At 68.7% G+C, this 20340-nt stretch carries 15 protein-coding genes; 5 read left to right on the top strand and 10 right to left on the bottom strand.

Features of this window, described 5'->3' with window-relative positions; all coding sequences use genetic code 11:
* Positions 1 to 5 precede the first annotated feature (5 nt).
* From IEW34_RS12710 to IEW34_RS12695, 4 genes are all read right to left on the bottom strand, one after another.
* Entirely contained in the window at positions 6 to 1340 is a 1335-nt protein-coding gene (locus IEW34_RS12710) for a CmpA/NrtA family ABC transporter substrate-binding protein (protein WP_244641976.1), read from the bottom strand.
* 354 nt (positions 1341 to 1694) lie between these two features.
* The gene (locus IEW34_RS12705; RefSeq protein WP_188609554.1) at positions 1695 to 2801 is read right to left on the bottom strand and encodes a CmpA/NrtA family ABC transporter substrate-binding protein; all 1107 of its coding nucleotides are present in this window, start codon (positions 2799 to 2801) and stop codon (positions 1695 to 1697) included.
* Positions 2798 to 3382: an ANTAR domain-containing response regulator gene (locus IEW34_RS12700; RefSeq protein ID WP_188609553.1), complete on the bottom strand. Its 585-nt coding sequence runs from the start codon at positions 3380 to 3382 to the stop codon at positions 2798 to 2800. The genes IEW34_RS12705 and IEW34_RS12700 overlap by 4 nt, the downstream gene beginning before the upstream one ends.
* An 80-nt stretch (positions 3383 to 3462) precedes the next feature.
* A complete protein-coding gene (locus IEW34_RS12695; RefSeq protein WP_188609552.1) occupies positions 3463 to 4371 on the bottom strand; it encodes a universal stress protein in 909 nt (302 codons plus the stop codon).
* Between the two features lie 254 nt (positions 4372 to 4625).
* Here IEW34_RS12695 and IEW34_RS12690 point away from each other — a divergent pair, with 254 nt between their 5' ends.
* Positions 4626 to 5117, top strand: coding sequence for a MarR family winged helix-turn-helix transcriptional regulator (locus tag IEW34_RS12690; protein WP_188609551.1), 492 nt, complete (start codon positions 4626 to 4628; stop codon positions 5115 to 5117).
* A 197-nt stretch (positions 5118 to 5314) separates the two neighbouring features.
* Positions 5315 to 6271 carry a metal ABC transporter substrate-binding protein gene (locus IEW34_RS12685; RefSeq protein ID WP_188609550.1) on the top strand — a complete coding sequence of 319 codons (957 nt, stop codon included), beginning with the start codon at positions 5315 to 5317 and terminating at the stop codon, positions 6269 to 6271.
* 76 nt (positions 6272 to 6347) lie between these two features.
* Here IEW34_RS12685 and IEW34_RS12680 read toward each other — a convergent pair whose 3' ends face one another.
* The 4 genes from IEW34_RS12680 to IEW34_RS12665 form a co-directional block, all read right to left on the bottom strand.
* The gene (locus tag IEW34_RS12680; protein WP_188609549.1) at positions 6348 to 7949 is read right to left on the bottom strand and encodes a bifunctional aminoglycoside phosphotransferase/ATP-binding protein; all 1602 of its coding nucleotides are present in this window, start codon (positions 7947 to 7949) and stop codon (positions 6348 to 6350) included.
* A 328-nt stretch (positions 7950 to 8277) separates the two neighbouring features.
* Entirely contained in the window at positions 8278 to 10095 is a 1818-nt protein-coding gene (locus tag IEW34_RS12675; protein WP_188609548.1) for an ABC-F family ATP-binding cassette domain-containing protein, read from the bottom strand.
* 4 nt (positions 10096 to 10099) lie between these two features.
* Positions 10100 to 11701, bottom strand: a complete 1602-nt coding sequence (locus IEW34_RS12670; RefSeq protein ID WP_188609547.1) for a peptide chain release factor 3 — start codon at positions 11699 to 11701, stop codon at positions 10100 to 10102.
* A gap of 10 nt (positions 11702 to 11711) precedes the next feature.
* On the bottom strand, positions 11712 to 12944 hold the full coding sequence (locus IEW34_RS12665) for an argininosuccinate synthase (protein ID WP_188609546.1): 1233 nt from the start codon (positions 12942 to 12944) through the stop codon (positions 11712 to 11714).
* A 181-nt stretch (positions 12945 to 13125) separates the two neighbouring features.
* Here IEW34_RS12665 and pncB point away from each other — a divergent pair, with 181 nt between their 5' ends.
* Both pncB and IEW34_RS12655 read left to right on the top strand, forming a co-directional pair.
* The gene (gene pncB, locus IEW34_RS12660; RefSeq protein WP_188609545.1) at positions 13126 to 14427 is read left to right on the top strand and encodes a nicotinate phosphoribosyltransferase; all 1302 of its coding nucleotides are present in this window, start codon (positions 13126 to 13128) and stop codon (positions 14425 to 14427) included.
* 265 nt (positions 14428 to 14692) lie between these two features.
* Entirely contained in the window at positions 14693 to 15343 is a 651-nt protein-coding gene (locus IEW34_RS12655) for an exopolysaccharide biosynthesis protein (RefSeq protein WP_188609544.1), read from the top strand.
* 38 nt (positions 15344 to 15381) lie between these two features.
* On the opposite strand, the gene IEW34_RS12650 is transcribed toward IEW34_RS12655, so the two are convergent.
* Together IEW34_RS12650 and IEW34_RS12645 are read right to left on the bottom strand one after the other, a co-directional pair.
* Positions 15382 to 17013 carry an AMP-binding protein gene (locus IEW34_RS12650; RefSeq protein WP_188609543.1) on the bottom strand — a complete coding sequence of 544 codons (1632 nt, stop codon included), beginning with the start codon at positions 17011 to 17013 and terminating at the stop codon, positions 15382 to 15384.
* Positions 17014 to 17120: 107 nt separating this feature from the next.
* Positions 17121 to 18362: an ABC transporter substrate-binding protein gene (locus IEW34_RS12645; protein ID WP_373288244.1), complete on the bottom strand. Its 1242-nt coding sequence runs from the start codon at positions 18360 to 18362 to the stop codon at positions 17121 to 17123.
* Positions 18363 to 18599: 237 nt separating this feature from the next.
* Here IEW34_RS12645 and IEW34_RS12640 point away from each other — a divergent pair, with 237 nt between their 5' ends.
* The gene (locus IEW34_RS12640; RefSeq protein ID WP_188609542.1) at positions 18600 to 20198 is read left to right on the top strand and encodes an alkaline phosphatase D family protein; all 1599 of its coding nucleotides are present in this window, start codon (positions 18600 to 18602) and stop codon (positions 20196 to 20198) included.
* Positions 20199 to 20340 lie beyond the last annotated feature (142 nt).

Below are 20340 nucleotides of genomic sequence, written 5' to 3'. Positions count from 1 at the left end.
GCTCCTCAGACCATGGCGCGCTTGATCGACAGGCTCTTGAGGTAGCCCACGGGATCGGCAGGATCGAAGACCTTGCCGTCGAAGAAGGTCTCGACACCGCGCGAGGTGGAGGCCGGGACGTCGGCGGCCGCCGCGCCGATCGCCTTGGCCGCCTCGCGCCACAGATCCTCCCGGTTCACCTTGTCGACCCAGGCCTTGATGTCCATCGTCGGCTCGTATTTGCCCCACCGGATGTCCTCGGTGATGAACCAGGTGTCGTGGCTCTTGAACGGATAGGAGACGCCGCCCGTCCAGAACTTCATCTGCTGGTCGGTGCCGGTCGCCGCGCGCCCGTTGCCATAATTGATGTCGCCCTTCAGTCGCCCGATGATGTCGGCGACGGGCACGTTGAACCACTGGCGTTTGCCGACGATCGTGGCCAGCTCGGCCTTGTTCTCCACCTTCTCGCACCACTGCTGCGCCTCCATCACCGCCATCAGCAGCGCCAGCGCCGCCTTGGGGTTCCTGTCGACCCAGTCGGCACGCATGCCGAGCGCCTTCTCGGGATGCCGCTTCCAGATCTCGCCTGTCGTGCAGGCCGTGAAGCCGATGCCCTGGTTGACGAGCTGCTCGTTCCAGGGCTCGCCCACGCAGAATGCATCCATGGTGCCAACTTTCATGTTGGCGACCATCTGCGGCGGCGGCACCACGATGGTGGAAACGTCCTTGTCGGGGTCGATGCCGGCGGCCGCCAGCCAATAACGGATCCACAGATCGTGCGTGCCGCCGGGGAAGGTCATCGCGACCTTGACCTCCTTGCCTGCCGCCTTGCGCTCCGCGAAGGCGGCCTTGAGCGGCGAGGCGTCCACGGTGACCTTGAGGTCCTTGTAGTCGTTGGAGACGGAGATTGCCTGGGCGTCGTAGTTGAGGCGCGCCAGCAGGTACATGGGCGTCGGCTGGTTGTTCTGGGTGACCTTGCCCGTCGAGATCAGGTAGGGCGTTGGGCTCAGGATGTGTGCGCCGTCGATCCCGTTCGCCGCCCCGCCCAGGACGAGGTTGTCGCGCGTCGCGCCCCACGAGGCCTGCTTGACCACCTCCACATCGGGCATCCCGTACTTGGCGAACAGCCCCTTCTCCTTGGCGATGACGAGGGGCGAGGCGTCGATCAGGGCGATGTAGCCGAGGATCGCTTTGCTGGTCTCCGGCCCCGCGCCCTGGGCGAAGGCCCCGCCCGGGAAGACAGCCTTCGCAGCGCTGAACAGGGCCGCGGCCGACACCGTGCCGCCGAGGAAGCTGCGGCGTGTCGGCTGCCCGTGGCCCGCCTCGACAGCGGCTGCTTTCGTGCTGCTCTGCGCATCCATGGTCATCGAGCTCCCTCTGGTCTGGGCACTAGAGCGTTTTCTTCACGCGAACCGGCGTCCACTTCGCTCGAAAACGCTCTAGGCGCCGGAAGGCACAAAAAAAAACCGCGTCGAGCTTGGGAGGGCCCCCAAACCTCGTTCGCGGCATTGCTAGAGGCCCGCCATTAGGCCTTCAGCTGCTCGTCACGCACGTCTCATGCCAGGATGCCAAAATCGCTCGCACCTCGACATCGGTCCCAGCGCCATCGGTGTGACCGCGGCGTTTTTGAGCCGTGGACGCAGCCTTGCGGGCGCCCACCGCTGTCGGGGATGCTGCGGCGCAAAAGAAACAGGCTCGCGGCGCCTGAAAATGCGTCAGCGCCCGTCCCGCAGACGTGCCGCGAACGGCTGGGGGATCGGCGTTTGCCCAGCGGTCACCCCGGCACACTCGAACAGATCGGGGCGGTAGACGCGGTGGGCGTCGGCACGGTGCGCGCCGGGTGAGGCGAGCTGGCCGGCATCGGCCATCTGCGCCAGCAGGAAATCGACCTGGGCCGCGATGGGCCGCAAGGCGGCGGGGTCGAGCCGGATATAGGCCAGATCCGGCGCTGCGGGGGCCGCCGGCCCCAGCGACAGCGCGCCGGCCAGGATCATCTCGACGATGGCGGGTGCCACGCCCAGGATCTCGGGCCGCGCCATGAGCCGCGCCAGGGCGGCGCGGTTAGCCGGATCGGCACACCAGCCGGCCGCGCCCGCCAGCGCGCGCACCAGCGCCGTCACCGTCTCCGGCCTTTCGTCGACGAGGCGCGTCGGCACGCCGAGCACCTTCTCCGGGCAGTCGGCGACGATCTGAGTGCCATGATGCATGATCATCGCGTGCCCCGCGGCGATCGTCGTCGCGTTCCACGGCGCGCCCACGCAGAAGCCGTCGACATGGCCACTTTCGAGGCTCTTGGCCATCAGCGGCGGCGGGATGACGACCAGGTTGGTGTCCCGCTCCGGGTCGATGCCGCCCGCCGCCATCCACGTCCGCAGCTGGTAGTGGTGCGTCGAGAACGGGAAGGTGTGGGCGAAGGTCAGGGGCGGCTGGCCCGCTGCTGCCCGCCGGCCGATGAGGCGCTTCAGCGCCGCGGACGAGGCGCGCGGGTCCTGGCTCGGCGCCGTCGCGGCCTCCGCGGCGAGCGCCTCGTAGAGGGGTCGCGAGACGGTGATCGCGTTGCCGTTGAGGTTGAGTGCGATCGGCACGCTGATCGCCACCTTGATATGGCCGAGCCCGAGCGTCGAGGCGATCGCCGCGGGGGCCAGCATGTGGGCGGCGTCGAACAGGCCGACGTTCAGCTTGTCCCGGATGTTGGCCCAGGACACCTCGCGTACCAGATCCAGGCGGAGGCCCTCGGCCTCGGCGAAGCCCTCATCCCGCGCTGCGACCAGCAGTGCCGCATCGAGCAACGGAATGAAGCCGATCCGCAGGGGGATGGTCATCGCAGCAGCTCCGCCGCCGTCACGATGGATTGCGCCACCTGCGCGAGCGTGCGGTTCTCGTTCATGGCGGCGCGGCGGATGAGGCGAAAGGCCTCGTCCTCGGAGATGTTCTTGACGCGCATGAGAATGCCTTTGGCGCGGTCGAGGACCTTGCGCTCCTCGAGCTTCGACTTCGCCTCCGCCAGCTCCTGCTTGAGCTTGGTGAAGGCGTTGAAGCGGACGATCGCCGTCTCGACGATGTGCTTGACCCGGCTCTGCTTCAGCCCGTCAACAATATAGGTCGACACGCCAGCCTCGATGGCCGCGGCGATCATCGGGCTGTCGGACTGGTCGACGAACATCGCCACCGGGCGGCTGACCAGACGGCTGACGTGGAACATCTGCTCCAGGCTGTCGCGGCTGGGGTTCTCCAGGTCGATCACGATCATGTCCGGATCGATCGCCTGCAGCCGCGCGAGCAAGCCGGAGGTCTCGCCGATCACGATGATCTGCGTGTAGCCGGCGTCGCGCAGCCCCTCCTCCAGGATGGCGCTGCGTACCGGGCTCTCGTCGACGATGGCGATCCGCGTGGCGTTGGTCATCTGCCCCTGGACAGGCACGCCGGCTCACCGGGGCCGACGCAGCCAGCTCAGGCAAATCTTGCGCCGCGGCGGACGTCGGCTCAGTGCGCCAGGAGCAGCGGGGTGTCGGTCAAGGTGATGACGTCGCGCGTGGTGCCGCCGGTGAACCACTCGCGCAGGCGCGAGTGACCGTAGCCGCCCATGACGATCAGGTCGGCGGAGAGGCGGTGGGCCTGATCGAGCAGCACCTCGGCGGCGGCACGACCCGCACGGTCGACGGAATGGACCTCGACCTTGGCGCCGTGGCGATCCAGATGGGTGGCGAGGTCGTCGGCCGAACGCGCGACCAACTCGTCGTCCCTGACGATGGCGTAGACGATATCGGTGCGGGTGGCGCGGGTGATCAGCGGCAGCGCCTCGGCAACGGCGCGCGCCGCTTCCCGGCAGTCGCGCCAGCCGATCAGCACGCGCCGGATGGTGTCGGGCGCGGGCCGGCCGGGCGGGATTAGCATGATGCCGCGGCCGCTCTCCAGCAGCACGGCCTCCACCAGCTCCGCCCAGTCGCCGGCCGCATCGTTGCGGTAGGGGCAACTGGCCACGAACAGATCGGCCCAGCGCGCCTGGCGGGCGGCGAGCCGGGCCAGATTGGCCGGCCGTTCGTCGATGCGCCGCACCTCGGTCGGCACCTCCAGGCGGTCGAGACGCTCGACCAGGCGCGCCGTGATGGCGTCGCCCTCGCGCCGCAGTTGCTCCTCGATGTCGGCGACGACCGAAACGGCCGCGGCCCCCGCCTCGATCGGCATCACCGTCGCGTAATCGGGCAGCGGGTTGGTGAACAGGCCGGTGACGTGGGCGCCGATGGTCGTCGCCACCGTCTGGACGTGACCCAGGCGAACCTCGTCCTCGGCCGATCCGTCGAGATGCACCATCAGGTCCTTGATCATCGCCGTCATCCATGGGTAAGGCTGCGGGGGCGCATCCGGCGGGATTTGCAGTTCGATGCCATTCATGGCATCCGCGTTCTCCAACTTCAAATCCGGCGGCCGCGACGCCACCGATCTGCGAGCGAAGGTGCGCCGCGCGCCGGATGAACGCAAGCGCGGCCGGCCGATCGCCGGGACCGGCGGCCTGCCATCGCGGAACGCCGGTCAAACGACCGCTTTCATGCTAAGAGCCGCGCAGACGGCTTGCGCTTCCCGGAACCGGGACGACGCCTCGCCGTCCGGACGGCTCCCTTCCCGCGCCATGCGCCCTAGGCCACGATATGCACGACCCTTTTCCCGGCGACGACGAGCGCCCCGCCAGCACCGAGGCCACCGGCCCGCTGGTTCTGCAAGACTACATGCCCTACCGCCTCGCGGTCCTGTCCGAGGCGGTCTCGCAGGGGCTCGCCAGGCACTACGCGCGCCGGTTCGGCATCGCCATTCCGGAATGGCGTGTGCTCGCCGTCCTGGGCGAGTTCAAGCGGATGACCGGCAAGGCCATCGGCCAGCACACGCGCATGCACAAGACCAAGGTGTCTCGGGCGGTGTCCGCACTGGAAAAACGCGGCCTGATCGTCGGCGAGGTGAGCCCCAACGACCGCCGCGAGATCAATCTGTCCCTCACCGACGAGGGTTACACCGTGTATCAACAGATCATTCCCGTCGCGCTCGGCTACCAGGAGAAGGTGGTCGGCGGCCTGGCCGACACCGACATCGCGGCGCTCAACCGGGTCATCGATGCGATCTTCGATCGCGTCGATGAGCCCGACTGACGCATCTCACCATTGGATGAGCGCATCCAATGGCACGCAATGGCTTCGGGTCTATCTGGAGCGATTCTCCGCAATTGAGTGATCCCACCCGCACGCGAGGCGATCTGAGCGGTGCCTTGCCTCTTCAACGTGCAACGTTATAACGTTTTATCGACCGGCCGCTCTCCGGCCCGCCGTACGGCTCAAGGAACCATCCCATGGCTTGCATCTCAGATCGGGGCCGCCCCTTCTCCCGGCGGATCGGCGCGACGCGGCGTGCCGTCGCGGGGGCGCTGGCCCTCGTCGCCGCGGCCCTCGCAGCCCCGGCCGCACTGGCGGCCGAGCCGCTGCCGGTGGTCGCCACGTTCTCGATCCTTGGCGATCTGGTCAAGCAGGTCGGTGGCGACCGTGTGGCCGTCGAGGTGCTGGTCGGCCCGGACGGCGATGCGCACGTCTTTTCGCCGGCACCCGCCGACGCCAAGCGGCTGACGGCCGCCAAGCTCATCGTCGTCAACGGCCTCGGTCTGGAGGGCTGGATCGCGCGGCTCATCAAGGCCTCCGGCAGCAAGGCGACCGTCGTCGTCGCCTCCCAAGGGGTGAAGACCATCGCCGGCGAGGACGAGGATCATCCCGGGCGCGCGGCGACCGACCCGCACGCCTGGCAGAACGTTGGCAACACAGAGATCTACGTGGCCAATATCCGCGACGCGCTGATCAAGGTCGATCCGGCCGGCAAGGCCGACTACGACACGCGTGCGACGGCCTATCTGGCCGAACTCGCCAAGCTCGACGGCGAGGTCAAGGCGGCGATCGCCGCCATTCCGCCGGACCGGCGACGCATCATCACGACCCACGACGCCTTCGGCTATTTCGCCCGCGCCTACGGGCTGGAGATCATCGCGCCCCAGGGAGTGTCGACCGAGACGGAGGCTTCGGCCAGGGATGTCGCGCGCGTCATCAAGCAGATCAAGGCGCAGAAGATCCCGGCGGTGTTCCTCGAGAACATCTCAGATCCGCGCCTCATGGACCGTATTGCCCAGGAGACCGGCACCATCGTCGGCGGCAAGCTCTACTCGGACGCGCTGTCGCCCGCCGGCGGCCCGGCCACGACCTATGTCGACATGATGCGCTCCAACAGCGCCGCCTTCAAAGCCGCGCTCGCGCCGAAGTCGTGACCGCGGCGCGGCCGCGCGCTCGCCCACCAAGCGAAGCCAGCGGGCGACTTGCCGTGCTTGGAGGGCTCGGCTCCGATCAGATGAACTCGCCGGACCGGGACAGGCTGTCGGCGCGCTCCAACGTATCCCACGCCGCCGCGACGACCCGATCGGGCGTCGGCGTGGCATCGATCCGGCTCCAGCCGATCGGACCCGTGTCGTAGCGCTGCTGCGCCCGCACCGTATCGGCGCGGGCATCTGACGCGTCCCCGCGCCGCGCCTCGACGCGGGCCACGAGCACGTCCTCGGGCGCCGTCAGCCAAAGGCCGGCAAACGGCACGCCCGCGTTGCGCGCCACCGCTTCGAGGGCGGCGCGCTCATGGGCACGCGCATAGACGGCGTCGACCACCACCGCGGCGCCGGCCTCGAGCGCGGCGGTCGCCTTGCGGGCGAGCGCTGCATAGACCGCCTCCCCGGCCCCCGCGTCGTAGGCCTCGGGCGGCAGTTGCTCGCTCTCCATGACCCCGAACAGCCGCTTGCGCTCGATGTCGCTGCGCAGGTGAACGGCGCCGGGCGCGCGGCCGAGGCGCGGCGCCAGGCGCCCGGCCAGCGTGCTCTTGCCCGTGCCGGAAAGGCCGGCGACGGCGACCAGGCGCGCTGGCACCGGCGCCAGGAAGCTGTCGGCCAGATCGAAATAGCCGGCGACCTCGGCCGCCTCGCGGTCGCGCGCCGCGCCGTCGAGGTGATCGAGACCGGCGGCGGTGACCTTGGCGCGGATCGAGGCGCGGATCGACAGGAACAGAGGCAGCGCCGCGAGCCCCTCCAGATGCGCCTCGTCCGCCAGCCAGAGATAGCGGTTGAACAGCAGGTTGCTCTGATCGGCAAAGCCGCGGTGCACGAGGTCCATCAGCAGGAACGCCAAATCGTAGAGCAGGTCGCAGGTGGCGATGCGCTCGTCGAACTCGATAGCGTCGAACAGCGTCGGTTTGCCGCCGAGCAGCACGATGTTGCGCAGGTGCAGATCGCCGTGGCAGCGCCGGACGTAGCCGCCGAGGCAACGGCTGACGAGCAGGCCCCGGTTCCCGGCGAAGGCCTCGCGTCCGGCGGCGATGATGGCGCGCGCCCGGCTCGCCGCGAACAAGTCCGGATACTCGGCGAACGCCTCGGCGTTCTGCTCCAGGTACATGGCATTGGTGTCGACCTCGGCCGGGTCGAGCCGGCGCTCGCCCGCCTCGTGCGAGGCGGCCACCACCTGCGCGAGGTCCGCCATCAGCGCCGGGGTCAGGCCGCCCGCGGCTGCCACCCGGTCGAGCGTGCAGTCGTGGGGAAAGCGGCGCATCTTCACCGCCCACTCGACAACCTCCCCGTCTGCCGCCCCGTCGAAGCGCAGGCCGCCGTCGGCGCCGCGGCGGATGGAGACGACGCCTAGGTAGATGCTCGGCGCATAGACCGCGTTCACCGCGAACTCGGTGCGGCAGGCGGCCTCGCGCTTGGCCAGCGTGGAAAAGTCAAGGAAGGGGAAGCGGACGGCCCGCTTCACCTTGTAGACGAAGGGCCCCGCCAGCACGACGACGGCGCCGTGCGTGTCGATCCGCACGGGCGGCGCGGCAAGCCCGAAGGTCGAGGCCGACCCGATGAAGGCGAAGACCTCACTCTGATCGGCGACGACGTGGGGAGATGAGCCGGCAAGAGATGACATGGACGGGCCCGCAGCGTTCGCACCTCCCTACAGCCGATCGCAACCGTAAGGAACCGCCGTCGCTGCGGGCTATATAGGCAGCGCGTCCGGAAAGGGATGACTTTTCTTGGGATCATTCCGCGCCAAGTCTCTGTTTTGAGCACGTGTCCGAACACCCGTGTCCACGGCTTGGGCTCACGCTCTCGCCATCGCGCCCTTGGATGGGCGATCATCCGACGGCGCAGAAATGCTCATCGCCTTTCGAATCTGCATCGTCTCATTTGCCCTTGGGTGATTCACCCACGCGCAAGGCGCTCTCGTGCAGCGCTTCGTCCATCACCGCGCGCGCTCAGGAGGCGAGCTCGTCCCGCAGCATCTCCAGCTCCAGCCAGCGGTCCTCGGCGGCCGCGAGCTCCGCTTGCGCCTGGGCCGCCGCGGCGGAGAATGTGTCGAAAGCCGCCCGGTCGCGCGCGTAGAGATCGGGATCGGCGAGCTTGGCCTGGAGTGTCGCGAGCTTGGCCTCCAGCGCCGCAATGGCCTTGGGCAGCGTCTCCAGCGCGTGCTTCTCGCTGAAGCTGAGCCGGCGCCGGCCCTCCCGCGGAGGGGCGGGCGGCGTCGCAGCGGGACGCGCCTTGTCGGCCGGGCGCTCGCGCGGCGGCTCCCTGGCGGCGGCGAGGTCGGCACCGCGCTGGGCCAGCATGTCGGAATAGCCGCCGGCATAGGCCAGCCAGCGGCCCTGGCCTTCCGGTGCCAGCACCGCATCGACGATGCGGTCGAGGAAATCGCGGTCATGGCTGATCAGGATGACGGTGCCCTTGTACTCGCCGAGCATCTCCTCGAGCACATCGAGCGTGTCGAGATCGAGGTCGTTGGTCGGCTCGTCCAGCACCAGCAGGTTCGACGGCTTGGCCAACGCCAGGGCGAGCATCAGGCGCGCCCGTTCGCCGCCCGACAGCACGCGCAGCGGCGTGCGCGCCATCTCGGGCGGAAACAGGAAGTCGCCCATATAGGAGACGACATGGCGCGGCACGCCGCCCACGCTCACCGTGTCGCTGCCGCCCCCGGTCAGCGTCTCGGCCAGGGTGGCCTCCGGATCGAGGCTGTCGCGGCGCTGCTCCAGCGTCGCCATCTCCAGGTTGGCGCCGAGGCGAACCGTGCCGGTGTCCGGCGCCAAGGCACCGGTGAGCAGGTTGAGCAGCGTCGTCTTGCCGGCGCCATTGGGGCCGATGATGCCCAGCCGGTCGCCGCGGTGGATGCGCAGCGACAGATCACTGACGATCGCTCTTTCGCCGAAGGATTTGCCGATGCCCACGGCCTCGATGACCAGCTTGCCCGAGCCGTCCGCCTCGCTGGCCGCCATCGCGGCCTGGCCGGTGGCGCGGCGGGCGGTGCGCCGGGCATCGCGCATGCTCGCCAGTTCGCCCATGCGGCGCATGTTGCGCTTGCGCCGGCCGGTGACGCCGTAGCGCACCCAATGCTCCTCGGCGGCGATCCTGCGGTCGAGCTTGTGAGCCTCCCGCTCCTCCTGCTCGTAGACGCTGTCGCGCCAGGCCTCGAACTTGTCGAAACCGACCTCGGCGCGGCGCGTGATGCCGCGATCGAGCCAGACGGTGGCACGGGCCAACCGGCCGAGAAAGCGCCGGTCGTGGCTGATCAGCACCAGGGCGGTCCGACCTTGCGCCAGCTCGCTCTCCAGCCACTCGATGGTCGGCAGATCGAGGTGGTTGGTAGGCTCGTCGAGCAGCAGAATGTCCGGTGCAGGCGCCAGCACGCGCGCGAGCGCCGCGCGACGCGCCTCGCCGCCGGACAGGTTCGCGGGGTCGGCCTCCGGCTCGAGGCTCAGTTCCTCTACGTAGCGCGCCGCCTGATAGTGGTCGTCGCCGGGGCCGAGACCGGCCTCCACATAGGAGAGCACCGTGGCGTGGCCGGAGAAATCCGGCTCCTGCGGCAGATAACGCAGGGTGGCGCCGGGCTGGAGGAAGCGCGTGCCGCCGTCGGACTCGACCAGGCCGGCGGCGATCTTCAGCAGCGTCGACTTGCCGGAGCCGTTGCGGCCCACCAGCGCCAGCCGCTCCCCGCGGCCCACGGCGAGTTCGGCGCCGTCGAGCAGCGGTTGCGTGCCCAGGCGCAGGCGGATGTCGGCGAGGGCGAGGAGGGGCGGCGCCATGGCGTCAATCGCCCGCGCGCGTCTGGTAGTCCTTCACGTCGCTGGCGCGGATCTCGGGCCAGCGCTCCTGTTCGTAGGTGAGCGAGAAGGCGCTCGCCGCCATGAACACCGGCTCGCGATCGAGATCGAGCGCGATCGACGAGGTGTGGGCGTTGACGAAGCGGTCCAGCTCCAGCTTGTCGTCGCAAGTGATCCACCGGCAGATGGAGAAACGCGTCGGCTCGTAGTCGATCGGCAGGCTGTACTCCGCCGCCAGGCGCTCCTTCAGCACGTCGAGCTGCAGCGCGCCGACGACGCCGACGATGGCGCCCGACCCGTCCACGGGCTGGAACACCTGCACGACCCCCTCTTCGGCCATCTGCTGCAACGCCTCGCGCAGCTTCTTGGCCTTCATGGGGTCGGTGAGCTTGATGCGGCGCAAGAGCTCCGGCGCGAAGCTCGGCACGCCGCGGAAGACGATCTCCTCGCCCTCGGTCAGCGTGTCGCCGATGCGCAGCGTGCCGTGGTTGGGCAGCCCGACGACGTCGCCGGCGAAGGCCTCCTCGGCGATGGCGCGGTCGCGGGCGAAGAAGAACTGGGGCGCGGCCAGGCTCATGGGCTTGCCCGTGCGCACCAGCTTGGCCTTCATGCCGCGCGTCAGCCGGCCGGAGCAGACGCGCATGAAGGCGATGCGGTCGCGATGGTTGGGATCCATGTTCGCCTGGATCTTGAAGACGAAGCCGGTCATGCGCGGCTCCGTCGGCTCGACCAGGCGCGTATCGGCCTGCTGCCCGCGCGGCGGCGGCGCGAACTCGCCCATGGCGTCGATGAGGTCGCGCACACCGAAATTGCGCAGTGCCGAGCCGAAGAACACCGGCGTCAGGTGCCCCTCGCGGAAGCCCGCCAGCTCGAATGGCCGGAGCGCCTCACGGGCCAGCCCCAGCTCCTCGGCGAAGGCGTCGCGCTCGTGCTCCGGCAACATGGCGAGCAGGCGGCCGTCCTCCGGCCCGTTGACGGCGAAGGCCTCCGTATCGTCGTCCAGCCGGCGCACCAGGTTGCGGCGCAGGTCGTAGGTGCCGGCGAAGGACCTGCCGCGGCCGATCGGCCACGTCACCGGGGCGGTATCGAGGGCGAGCGTCTTCTCGATCTCGTCGAGCAGATCGAAGGGGTCGCGCGCCTCCCGGTCGAGCTTGTTGACGAAGGTGACGATGGGGATGTCGCGCAGGCGGCAGACCTCGAACAGCTTGCGGGTGCGCGCCTCGATGCCCTTGGCGGCGTCGATCACCATCACGGCGGCATCGACCGCCGTCAGCGTGCGGTAGGTATCCTCGGAGAAGTCCTCGTGGCCCGGCGTGTCGAGCAGATTGAAGACCCGGCCGCCATACTCGAAGGTCATGACCGAGGTGACGACCGAGATGCCGCGCTCGCGCTCGATGCCCATCCAGTCCGACCGCGTCGCCGCGCCGCCCCGCTTGGCCTTGACCGCGCCGGCGAGCTGGATGGCACCGCCGAACAGCAAGAGCTTCTCGGTCAGCGTGGTCTTGCCCGCGTCCGGGTGCGAGATGATGGCGAAGGTCCGCCGGCGGGCGACGGCGTCCGCCTCTGGGGTCGTGGCATGAATGGTCATCGGTGGCAGCTCAGATGCCGAGGTTCCTCTTACGCTGGGCGAGCGTGCGCAGCCGCAGCGCGTTCAGCTTGATGAAGCCCGCCGCGTCGCGGTGGTCATAGGCCACCGCACCCTCCTCGAAGGTGACCAGGTCCTGGCTGTAGAGCGAATAGGGGCTCTCGCGGCCGACGATATGCACGCCGCCCTTGAAAAGCTTGAGCCGGACCGAGCCGGTGACGAACTCCTGGCTCTTGTCGATCAGCACCTGCAGCATCTCGCGCTCCGGCGAGAACCAGAAGCCGTTGTAGATGAGCTCGGCATACTTGGGCATGAGCTCGTCCTTCAGGTGCGCCGCCCCCCGGTCGAGCGTGATGCTCTCGATGCCGCGATGCGCCAGGAGGAGGATGGTGCCGCCGGGCGTCTCGTACATGCCGCGGCTCTTCATGCCGACATAGCGGTTCTCGACCAGATCGAGCCGGCCGATGCCGTTGATGCGGCCGAGTTCGTTGAGCTTGGCGAGCAGCGTCGCCGGCGACATCCTCACCCCGTCGACGGCGACGGGATCGCCCTTCTCGAAATCGATGCTGACGACCGTCGGGGTATCGGGCGCCTGCTCGGGATCGACGGTGCGGGAATAGACGTAGTCGGGCACCTCGACCGCCGGGTCCTCGAGCACCTTACCCTCGGAGGAGCAGTGCAGCAGGTTGGCGTCGACCGAGAACGGCGCCTCGCCCCGCTTGTCCTTGGCGATGGGGATCTGATGGTCCTCGGCGAACTTGATCAGCGCCTCGCGCGAGCGCAGGTCCCATTCGCGCCAGGGCGCGATGATGGTGACGTCCGGCTTCAGGGCATAATAGGCGACCTCGTAGCGCACCTGGTCGTTGCCCTTGCCGGTGGAGCCGTGGGAGACGGCGTCGGCCCCGGTCCTCTCGGCGATCTCGATCTGCTTCTTGGCGATCAACGGCCGGGCGATCGAGGTGCCGAGCAGATAGAGCCCCTCGTACTGGGCGTTGGCGCGAAACATCGGGAACACGTAGTCGCGGACGAACTCCTCACGCACGTCCTCGATGAAGATGTTTTCGGGCTTGATGCCGAGCAGCAGCGCCTTCTGCCGCGCCGGCTCCAGCTCCTCGCCCTGGCCGAGGTCTGCGGTGAAGGTCACGACCTCGCAGCCATACGTCGTCTGCAGCCACTTCAGGATGATCGAGGTGTCGAGACCGCCGGAATAGGCGAGAACGACCTTGTTGACGGGCTTGGCGGACATAATCTTCCAATCGCGGGGGTACGCTCGGTCGGCCGGGCTGAGAGCTTGGAGGCGCGGACTATACTGAGGCAAGGGCGCGGCGCAAGGAGCGGCTCCGGGCGCCGGCGCGCCGCCGCCGCATCAGCTTGACATTATTCCGCCTGCACGGATTTGTGCCATGGGATAAGCGTGGAGAGGCCCAATGGCCACCATCGATATAGCACGACGGGTCTACGACCACAGCTGGAAGCTCGATCCGATCGTTCGCAGCCTGCTCGATACCGACTTCTACAAGCTGCTGATGCTCCAGATGATCTGGGGCCTCTACCGGGACGTGCGCGCCGACTTCACGCTGATCAACCGGTCGCATTCCGTCCGCATCGCCGACGAGATCGACGAGCGCGAGCTGCGCGAGCAGCTCGACCACGCACGCAGCTTGCGCTTCGCCAAGAAGGAGATGATCTGGCTCGCCGGCAACTCCTTCTATGGCCGGCACCAGATCTTCGCCCCCGATTTCCTCGCCTGGCTCGTCGACTTCCAGCTGCCGGAGTACGACCTCAGGCGCGAGGACGGCCAGTTCGTGCTCAACTTCTCCGGCCCGTGGACCCACACCACCATGTGGGAGATCCCGGCGCTGGCCATCGTCAACGAGCTGCGCTCGCGCGCCGCCATGAAGGGCATGGGCCGCTTCGACCTCGACGTGCTCTACGCACGTGCCAAGGCCAAGCTGTGGGAGAAGGTGGAGCGGCTGCGCAAGCTGCCCGAGCTCCGGATCTCCGATTTCGGCACGCGCCGCCGCCACAGCTTCCTGTGGCAGCGCTGGTGCGTGGAGGCGCTGAAGGAGGGCCTTGGCGAGGCCCTGCTCGGCACCAGCAACGTGCTGCTCGCCATGGACACCGACCTGGAGGCCATCGGCACCAACGCCCATGAGCTGCCGATGGTGCTGGCGGCGCTGGCGGACACGGACGAGGAGCGGCTGACGGCGCCCTACCGCGTGTTGGAGGCCTGGGAGCGCTACTACGGCGGCAATCTGCTGGTCGTGCTGCCCGACGCCTTCGGCACCACCTCGTTCTTGAAGCGCGCGCCCGACTGGGTCGCGGACTGGACCGGCTTCCGACCCGATTCCAAGCCACCGATCGAGGGGGGCGAGGAGATTTATACCTGGTGGCGTCTCAGGGGCCGTGATCCGCGCGAGAAGTTGCTGGTGTTCTCCGACGCCCTCGACGTGGAGGCGATCGAGAGCACCTACCACTACTTCCAGGGCCGCGTGCGCATGAGCTTCGGCTGGGGCACCAACCTCACCAACGACTTCGAGGGCTGCGCGCCGGGGCCGCGGGACGGACTGAAGGCCGCCTCCCTGGTGTGCAAGGTGTCCAGCGCCAACGGCCGGCCCGCGGTCAAGCTGTCCGACAACCCGCAGAAGGCGACCGGCGAGGAGGCCGAGATCGCCCGTTACGAACGGCTGTTCGAGTTCGAGGAGCCCTCGCGCGCCAAGGTGGCGTGAGCCACGCTGGCCACCGCAACATCCCGCCCACGCCTCACCGTGGTCGCCAAGTTGACGCTATTGGTGGCCACGATTGGGAGTTCGACCGAGCATCTCGGGTAAATGGTCTCATCCGCCCGGTGAGAGGCGTGTCGTTTGTGTAAAGCCAAAGCGCTGCCGCAGGCGCCCGGATGGTCCGTCCGCCTGTCAGCACTCCTCGAGGTCCGTTGGGATGAGTGATAGCCAAGCCATCGCCGAGGGCCGAGTCCGCCAACCGAGGGGCCGGGTGCGGCGCGTCTTGCGGCGATGGTTTGCCCGAACACGCCAGGGGCCGCGGGGGCCGATCGTACGCGACCTGCTCGACGTGGCGCGCGGCGTCAACGGTGAGCGCGCGACCGTGGGGACCATCATCGACCGGCTCGGCATGGAAGGGCTGGGCCTGGCCCTGCTGCTGCTGACACTGCCGACCATGATCCCCCTGCCGGGGCCCGTCGGGCTCGTGCTCGGCGCGCTGATGGCGCTCATCTCGGTGCAGATCATGGCGGGGGCGAGCCAGCTGTGGCTCCCCCGGATCGTGCGCGAGCGGACGGTGCCGGTGCCGACCCTGCGCCTCGCCATCGCCGCCGCACTGCCATGGATCGTCCGGGCCGAGCGCTGGTTGTGCGAGCAACGGCTGTCGTTCCTGACCGGGCCGCGCGCCCGCATGGCCCTTGCATTGCCGGTGCTGGCCCTGGCGCTGGCGATCATGGCGCCGATCCCCTTCGGCAACCTCGCCCCGGCGATCGCCATGGTGGCGTTCGCGCTGGGCCTGATGGCCCGCGACGGTGCCGCCATCCTGGTCGGTCTGCTGCTGACGGTTCCAGCCCTGACGGTGATCACGCTGCTGATCGTGGCGAGCACCTCCCTGATCGGTGGCGCCGCCTCGATCGTGCGCTGACGCCGCAGCTCGAAGGGCCGCGACTCCGGCGTAGCCGCTCAGCGGCCGGGGCCTGTGCGCTTCTTGCGGGCCCTGAGGTCGATGGCGCCGGCGAGCGCCTCCGGGCGAGCGCCTTTGGCCACGATCTCGGTCTTCTGCACCTTCTGCGTGCTGGTCTTGGGCAACGCCGGCACGAACAGCACCCAGCCCGGCGGCTTGTAATAGGATAGCCGCGCGTTGGCGTGGTCGAACAGGGCCTGCGCCAGTGCCTCGCCGGCCGCATAACCCTCCTTCGGCACCACGCAGGCCATCACCTCCTCCTCGCGGATGTCGTCGGGTACCGCGATGACCGCGACCTCCAGCACCCCCTCATGGCCGAGCAGCGTCGCCTCGACTTCGGCCGCCGAGATGTTCTCGCCCGAGCGGCGGATGATGTTCTTGTTGCGGTCGACGAAGAACAGCATCCCGGTCTCGTCCTGGGTGACGACGTCGCCGGTGTGAAACCAGCCGCCCAGCCAGGCTTCCGCCGTCGCCTCCTCGTTCTTGAGATATTCGCGAAAGAAGCCGCGCCGTGGATCGTCGCCCGAGCGCCGCACCAGCAGCTGTCCGGCCTGGCCGAGGGGCACGTCGGCCTCCTCGGCGTCGACGACGCGCGCTTCGAGCTCCAGCCCGGGGCTGGCGCCGGGACGGCCGAAGGCGCGGGTGTCGATCAGCCGGGGCTCGACCGAGGCGATGAAGCCGCCGCCGGTCTCGGTCATGCCCCACAGCTCGATCAGCGGCAGCCCGAAGCGCTCCTCGAAGGCCCGGTGCAGGTTTGGCTCGCAGCCGGCGCCGACGCCCAGCCGGACACCGTGCGCACGGTCCTGGGGGCCCGGCGGCAGCTTCATCAGCATGGCGGGGATGATGCCGAGGTAATGGAAGATGGTGGCGCGGGCATCGGCGAGTTCCTGCCACCAGGAATTGGGATGGAAGCGATCGGGCAGGATCGAGCAGCCGCCGGTGGTGAGCGCGCCCATGAAGCTGAACACGCCGGCGTTGATGTGAAACAGCGGCAGTGGATTGTAGATGCGCTCCTCGGCCTCGCGCAGCTCCAGCAGCCCGCCGCGCGTGCGGTAGAGCTCGCCGACCAGATCGTAATAGTCGTTGGTCACCACGCAACCCTTCGGCCGGCCGGTGGTGCCGGAGGTGTAGAACAGGGTCGTCTCGGTGCCCGGCCCCGGTTGCTCGCGCCGGGCCGCCGACGGAGCAGGCGGCAGCGCCCGGGGGTCGCCGACTGCGCGCAGCGGCGGGCGCTGTGCGCATTGCGCCGCCACGGCGCCGAGGTCGTCCAGCCGATGCGGCAGGGCGACGATGAGACAGAGCTCGGAATGCTCGATGAGATAGCGGCTCTCGTCGGGCCGGTAGTCCGGGTTGATCGGCACGGCGCCGATGCCGAGGCTGTTCAGGGCGAGGAAATGAAGGTGGTGCTCCGGCCGGTTCTCGAGCAGCAAGCCCACCCGATGGCCGACGCCATAGCCGGCCGAGGCATAGGCCTCGCGCAACTGTCCGACCCGTTCTGTCGCCTCGGCATAGCTTATTTCGATGCCTGTCGGCAGATAGCTCCGGCTGGCCAGCGGTCCGACCGCGACGAACGGGCGGTCCGGCCACCGCTTCGCGACATCGGCGAACGTCTCGTAGACGGTGCTTGCCATGGCGCTTCTCCCTGCTTGTTGGGACATCGCACCGCGGCGGCCGCTCCGCGGCAGCGCCGATGCCCGGACGGAACGACGGACCGCGGGCGCCGCAAAGCGCCCGCCGATCAGCGCGGCAGCGCGGCGTCGAGCACCGGTCCGAAAGGCTCGTAGCGCTCGCCGTTGAATCGAACGAGCTGCAGCTGCTCGATCGGGAAGTAGTCGGTCGGGCTGGTGTTGATCTTGATGCCGGGCAGCAGCAGGCCGGGCGCAAAATCCCTTAGGTTCGCCGCCTGCTTCATGATCGTCTCGCGTGAGAGATCGCTCCCCGCCTGCTTCAGCACCTGCTCCATCACCTGGGCCGAGACAAAGGCGTAGACCGTGAGCGAGTCCTTGCGGTCGGCCTCGGGATAATGCTTGTCGAGGAATGCGTTCCAGGCCTTGAACGCCGGGTCGTCCTTCCACGTCGGATCGTTGGGGTCCTTGAGATAGGCGCTGGAGATGATGCCCTTGGCGTTCTCCAGCCCGGCCGGCTTCATCACCGCCTCGATCGAGGAGGCGTTCGAGCCCAGGAAATGCATGGGCTGCCAGCCCAGCTCCGCGATCTTGCGGATCGCCTGCGCCGCGAACTTCGGCGTCGTCATGTTCATGAATACGTCGGCGCCCGCGGCCTTGATCCGCAGGACCTGGGAATCGATCGTCGCGTCGGTGGTCTCGTAGGGGATCTTGGCGACGATCAGCGAGGCTTTGTCGCCGAGCCCGCTCTCGAAGCCCTTCAGCACGTCGCGCCCGAAATCGTCGTTCTGGTAGAGGATGCCGATCTTGGCATCGGGCTTGACCGAGAGCAGGTGCGCGGCGAAGGCCCGTCCCTCGCTTTGGTAGCTCGGCTGCAGGCCCATGCTCCAGGGGAAGCTCTTGGGGTCCCCGAACTTCGTCGCCCCCGAGGCGATGAAGATCTGCGGCACCTTCTTCGCATTCATGTACTTGGCGATGGCCGAATTGGTGGGCGCGCCGAGCGGGCCGAAGATGGCGGCCACCTCGTCGCTCTCCACCAGCTTGCGCGCCTGCTCCACCGTCTTGGGCGGGCTATAGGCGTCGTCATAGCTGATGTAATCGATGGTGCGCCCGCCGATGCCGCCATTCTCGTTCAGCATCTTGAAATAGGCGCCGGGCAGCCGCCCCAGCACGGAATAGACGGCAGCTGGGCCGCTGTAGGCGTCGATGTTGCCGATCTTCACGGCCGCCGCAGTCACGCCCGGCGTATCGGCCAGCCCGAGCGCCGGAGCGAGCATCAGCGCCGCCCCCAACGCCAGCGCGCCGGCGTGCCGACGCGCCCGCGACTCCGAACGATCGAAGGTTACTCTGGACATGCCGCGCCCCCGAATCCTGCCCTACGCCCACGGTACAGGCCGGCACCGACGCACGATAGCGGCGTCGGCCCAATACCGACCATACCGACTTTGGTACGGAACCGTACGCATCTCTTTCTATAGCACCGGCCGCGTCCGTCAATCGTCAGAGGTCGGTCGTCATCCCAGCGTCACGCGGCAGTCGCCGTCTCTCTATGTGGCGCGGGCAAAATAGCCCGCGTGAAGGATAGGCAGCCCATGACCGACGTCTCGCACCCCCCGTTGATCACCCGCCGGCGCCTGCTGGCCGCGGGCGGTGCCACCGGCCTTGTCGGCATGGCCGGCGGCCTCGCCCTGCCGGCCATCTCCCGTGCGGCCGACCGGCCGGTGCTGAGCCACGGCCTGCAATCCGGAGACGTCTCGGGCGATACCGCGGTGGTCTGGGGCCGGGCCGACCGGCCGGCACGCCTGCTCGTCGAGCTCTCAACGACGGAGAGCTTCAAGGAGCCGTTCGACGGGGTGTTCGTCGACGTGCTGCCCGAGAGCGACATGACGGGGAAGGTCGCGCTCGCCGGCCTGCCGGCCGGCCAGGACGTCTTCTACCGGCTGACGCCGCAGGACCTCGCCGAGCCGAGCGTTCGCGGAGAGGCTCTCGTCGGCCGGTTCCGCACCGCGCCGGCCGACCGGCGGTCGGTCTCCTTCTGCTGGTCAGGCGACACCGCCGGCCAGGGCTGGGGCATCGACGAGAGCCGCGGCGGCATGGCCATCTACTCGACCATCCTGAAGAGCCGGCCCGATTTCTTCATCCACTCCGGCGACAACATCTACGCCGACGGGCCGATCAAGGCGGAGGTGACGCTGCCCGATGGCAGCGTCTGGAAGAATCTCGTCACCGAGGCGAAATCCAAGCCCGCCGAGACCCTGGCCGAGTTCCGCGGCAACTATCAGTACAACCTGCTGGACAGGAACGTGCTGGCCATGAACCGGGATGTCCCCCTGCTGGTCCAGTGGGACGACCATGAGGTCACCAACAATTGGTGGCCGGGCGAGCCGTTGACCCGGGCCGAGCACCGACGCAAGGGCTACGTCGACAAGAACATGATGCTGCTCGCCGCGCGGGCGACGCGCGCTTTTCACGAGTACAGCCCGATGCGATTCGAGCCGGCTGAGCCCGGACGCGTCTATCGGAAGATCGCCTACGGCCCTCTCCTCGACGTGTTCATGCTCGACATGCGCAGCTACCGCGGCCCCAACGGCGAGAACCGTCAGGAGCAGTACGGGCCGGACGCCCATTTCCTGGGCCCGGCGCAACTGGCCTGGCTGAAGCGCGAGCTCAAGGCATCGACCGCGACCTGGAAGGTGATCGCCGCCGACATGCCGGTCGGCCTCATCGTCGTCTACGACAGCGACCGCAAGTTCGGCTCGGAGGCCATCGCCCAAGGCGACGGCCTGCCGCTCGGGCGTGAGCTGGAGGTGGCCGACCTGCTCTCGTTCATGAAGCGGGAGAAGGTACGCAACGCCGTCTGGCTCACGGCCGACGTGCACTACACGGCGGCGCACTTCTACAACCCGGACAAGGCCCGCTTCCAGGAGTTCGACCCGTTCTGGGAGTTCGTCTCCGGGCCGCTGCACGCCGGCACCTTCGGCCCCGGGGCCCTCGACGATACGTTCGGGCCCGAGTTGCGCTACGCCAAGGCACCGACCAAGGAACAGGGGCAGAACGCCTCACCGGCCGCCGGCCTCCAGTTCTTCGGGCACGTGGCGATCGACGGGGCGACGGGGCAGATGGAGGTAACGCTCAAGGACGCGGCCGACACTGACCTGTGGAGCACCACCATCGATCCCGTGCAGAGCTGACGCCGCGCGCCGACCGCGACGGCGGCTTGCGCTCGCTTGCCTGGCACCGCATATAGGCTTGCGATTCAGCCCAGCAGCGTAATCGAAGGGGCGCCGCGTTGTCGTCGACGCGGCCTTCTGTTATTGCGCTGCAACGAAATTC

The sequence above is a fragment of the Chelatococcus reniformis genome (genome assembly GCF_014640075.1).
Classification (GTDB): domain Bacteria; phylum Pseudomonadota; class Alphaproteobacteria; order Rhizobiales; family Beijerinckiaceae; genus Camelimonas; species Camelimonas reniformis.
Note: the sequence above shows the minus strand (reverse complement) of the source record. Positions and strands in the feature narration are given on the sequence as shown.

Coding starts and splice junctions, on each gene's coding strand:
- IEW34_RS12690 (WP_188609551.1), top strand. CDS start 4,626: ATGCACGACCCTTTTCCCGGCGACGACGAGCGCCCCGCCAGCACCGAG.
- IEW34_RS12640 (WP_188609542.1), top strand. CDS start 18,600: ATGACCGACGTCTCGCACCCCCCGTTGATCACCCGCCGGCGCCTGCTG.
- IEW34_RS12695 (WP_188609552.1), bottom strand. CDS start 4,371: ATGAATGGCATCGAACTGCAAATCCCGCCGGATGCGCCCCCGCAGCCT.
- IEW34_RS12650 (WP_188609543.1), bottom strand. CDS start 17,013: ATGGCAAGCACCGTCTACGAGACGTTCGCCGATGTCGCGAAGCGGTGG.
- IEW34_RS12705 (WP_188609554.1), bottom strand. CDS start 2,801: ATGACCATCCCCCTGCGGATCGGCTTCATTCCGTTGCTCGATGCGGCA.
- IEW34_RS12645 (WP_373288244.1), bottom strand. CDS start 18,362: ATGTCCAGAGTAACCTTCGATCGTTCGGAGTCGCGGGCGCGTCGGCAC.
- pncB (WP_188609545.1), top strand. CDS start 13,126: ATGGCCACCATCGATATAGCACGACGGGTCTACGACCACAGCTGGAAG.
- IEW34_RS12675 (WP_188609548.1), bottom strand. CDS start 10,095: ATGGCGCCGCCCCTCCTCGCCCTCGCCGACATCCGCCTGCGCCTGGGC.
- IEW34_RS12665 (WP_188609546.1), bottom strand. CDS start 12,944: ATGTCCGCCAAGCCCGTCAACAAGGTCGTTCTCGCCTATTCCGGCGGT.
- IEW34_RS12685 (WP_188609550.1), top strand. CDS start 5,315: ATGGCTTGCATCTCAGATCGGGGCCGCCCCTTCTCCCGGCGGATCGGC.
- IEW34_RS12700 (WP_188609553.1), bottom strand. CDS start 3,382: ATGACCAACGCCACGCGGATCGCCATCGTCGACGAGAGCCCGGTACGC.
- IEW34_RS12670 (WP_188609547.1), bottom strand. CDS start 11,701: ATGACCATTCATGCCACGACCCCAGAGGCGGACGCCGTCGCCCGCCGG.
- IEW34_RS12680 (WP_188609549.1), bottom strand. CDS start 7,949: ATGTCATCTCTTGCCGGCTCATCTCCCCACGTCGTCGCCGATCAGAGT.
- IEW34_RS12710 (WP_244641976.1), bottom strand. CDS start 1,340: ATGGATGCGCAGAGCAGCACGAAAGCAGCCGCTGTCGAGGCGGGCCAC.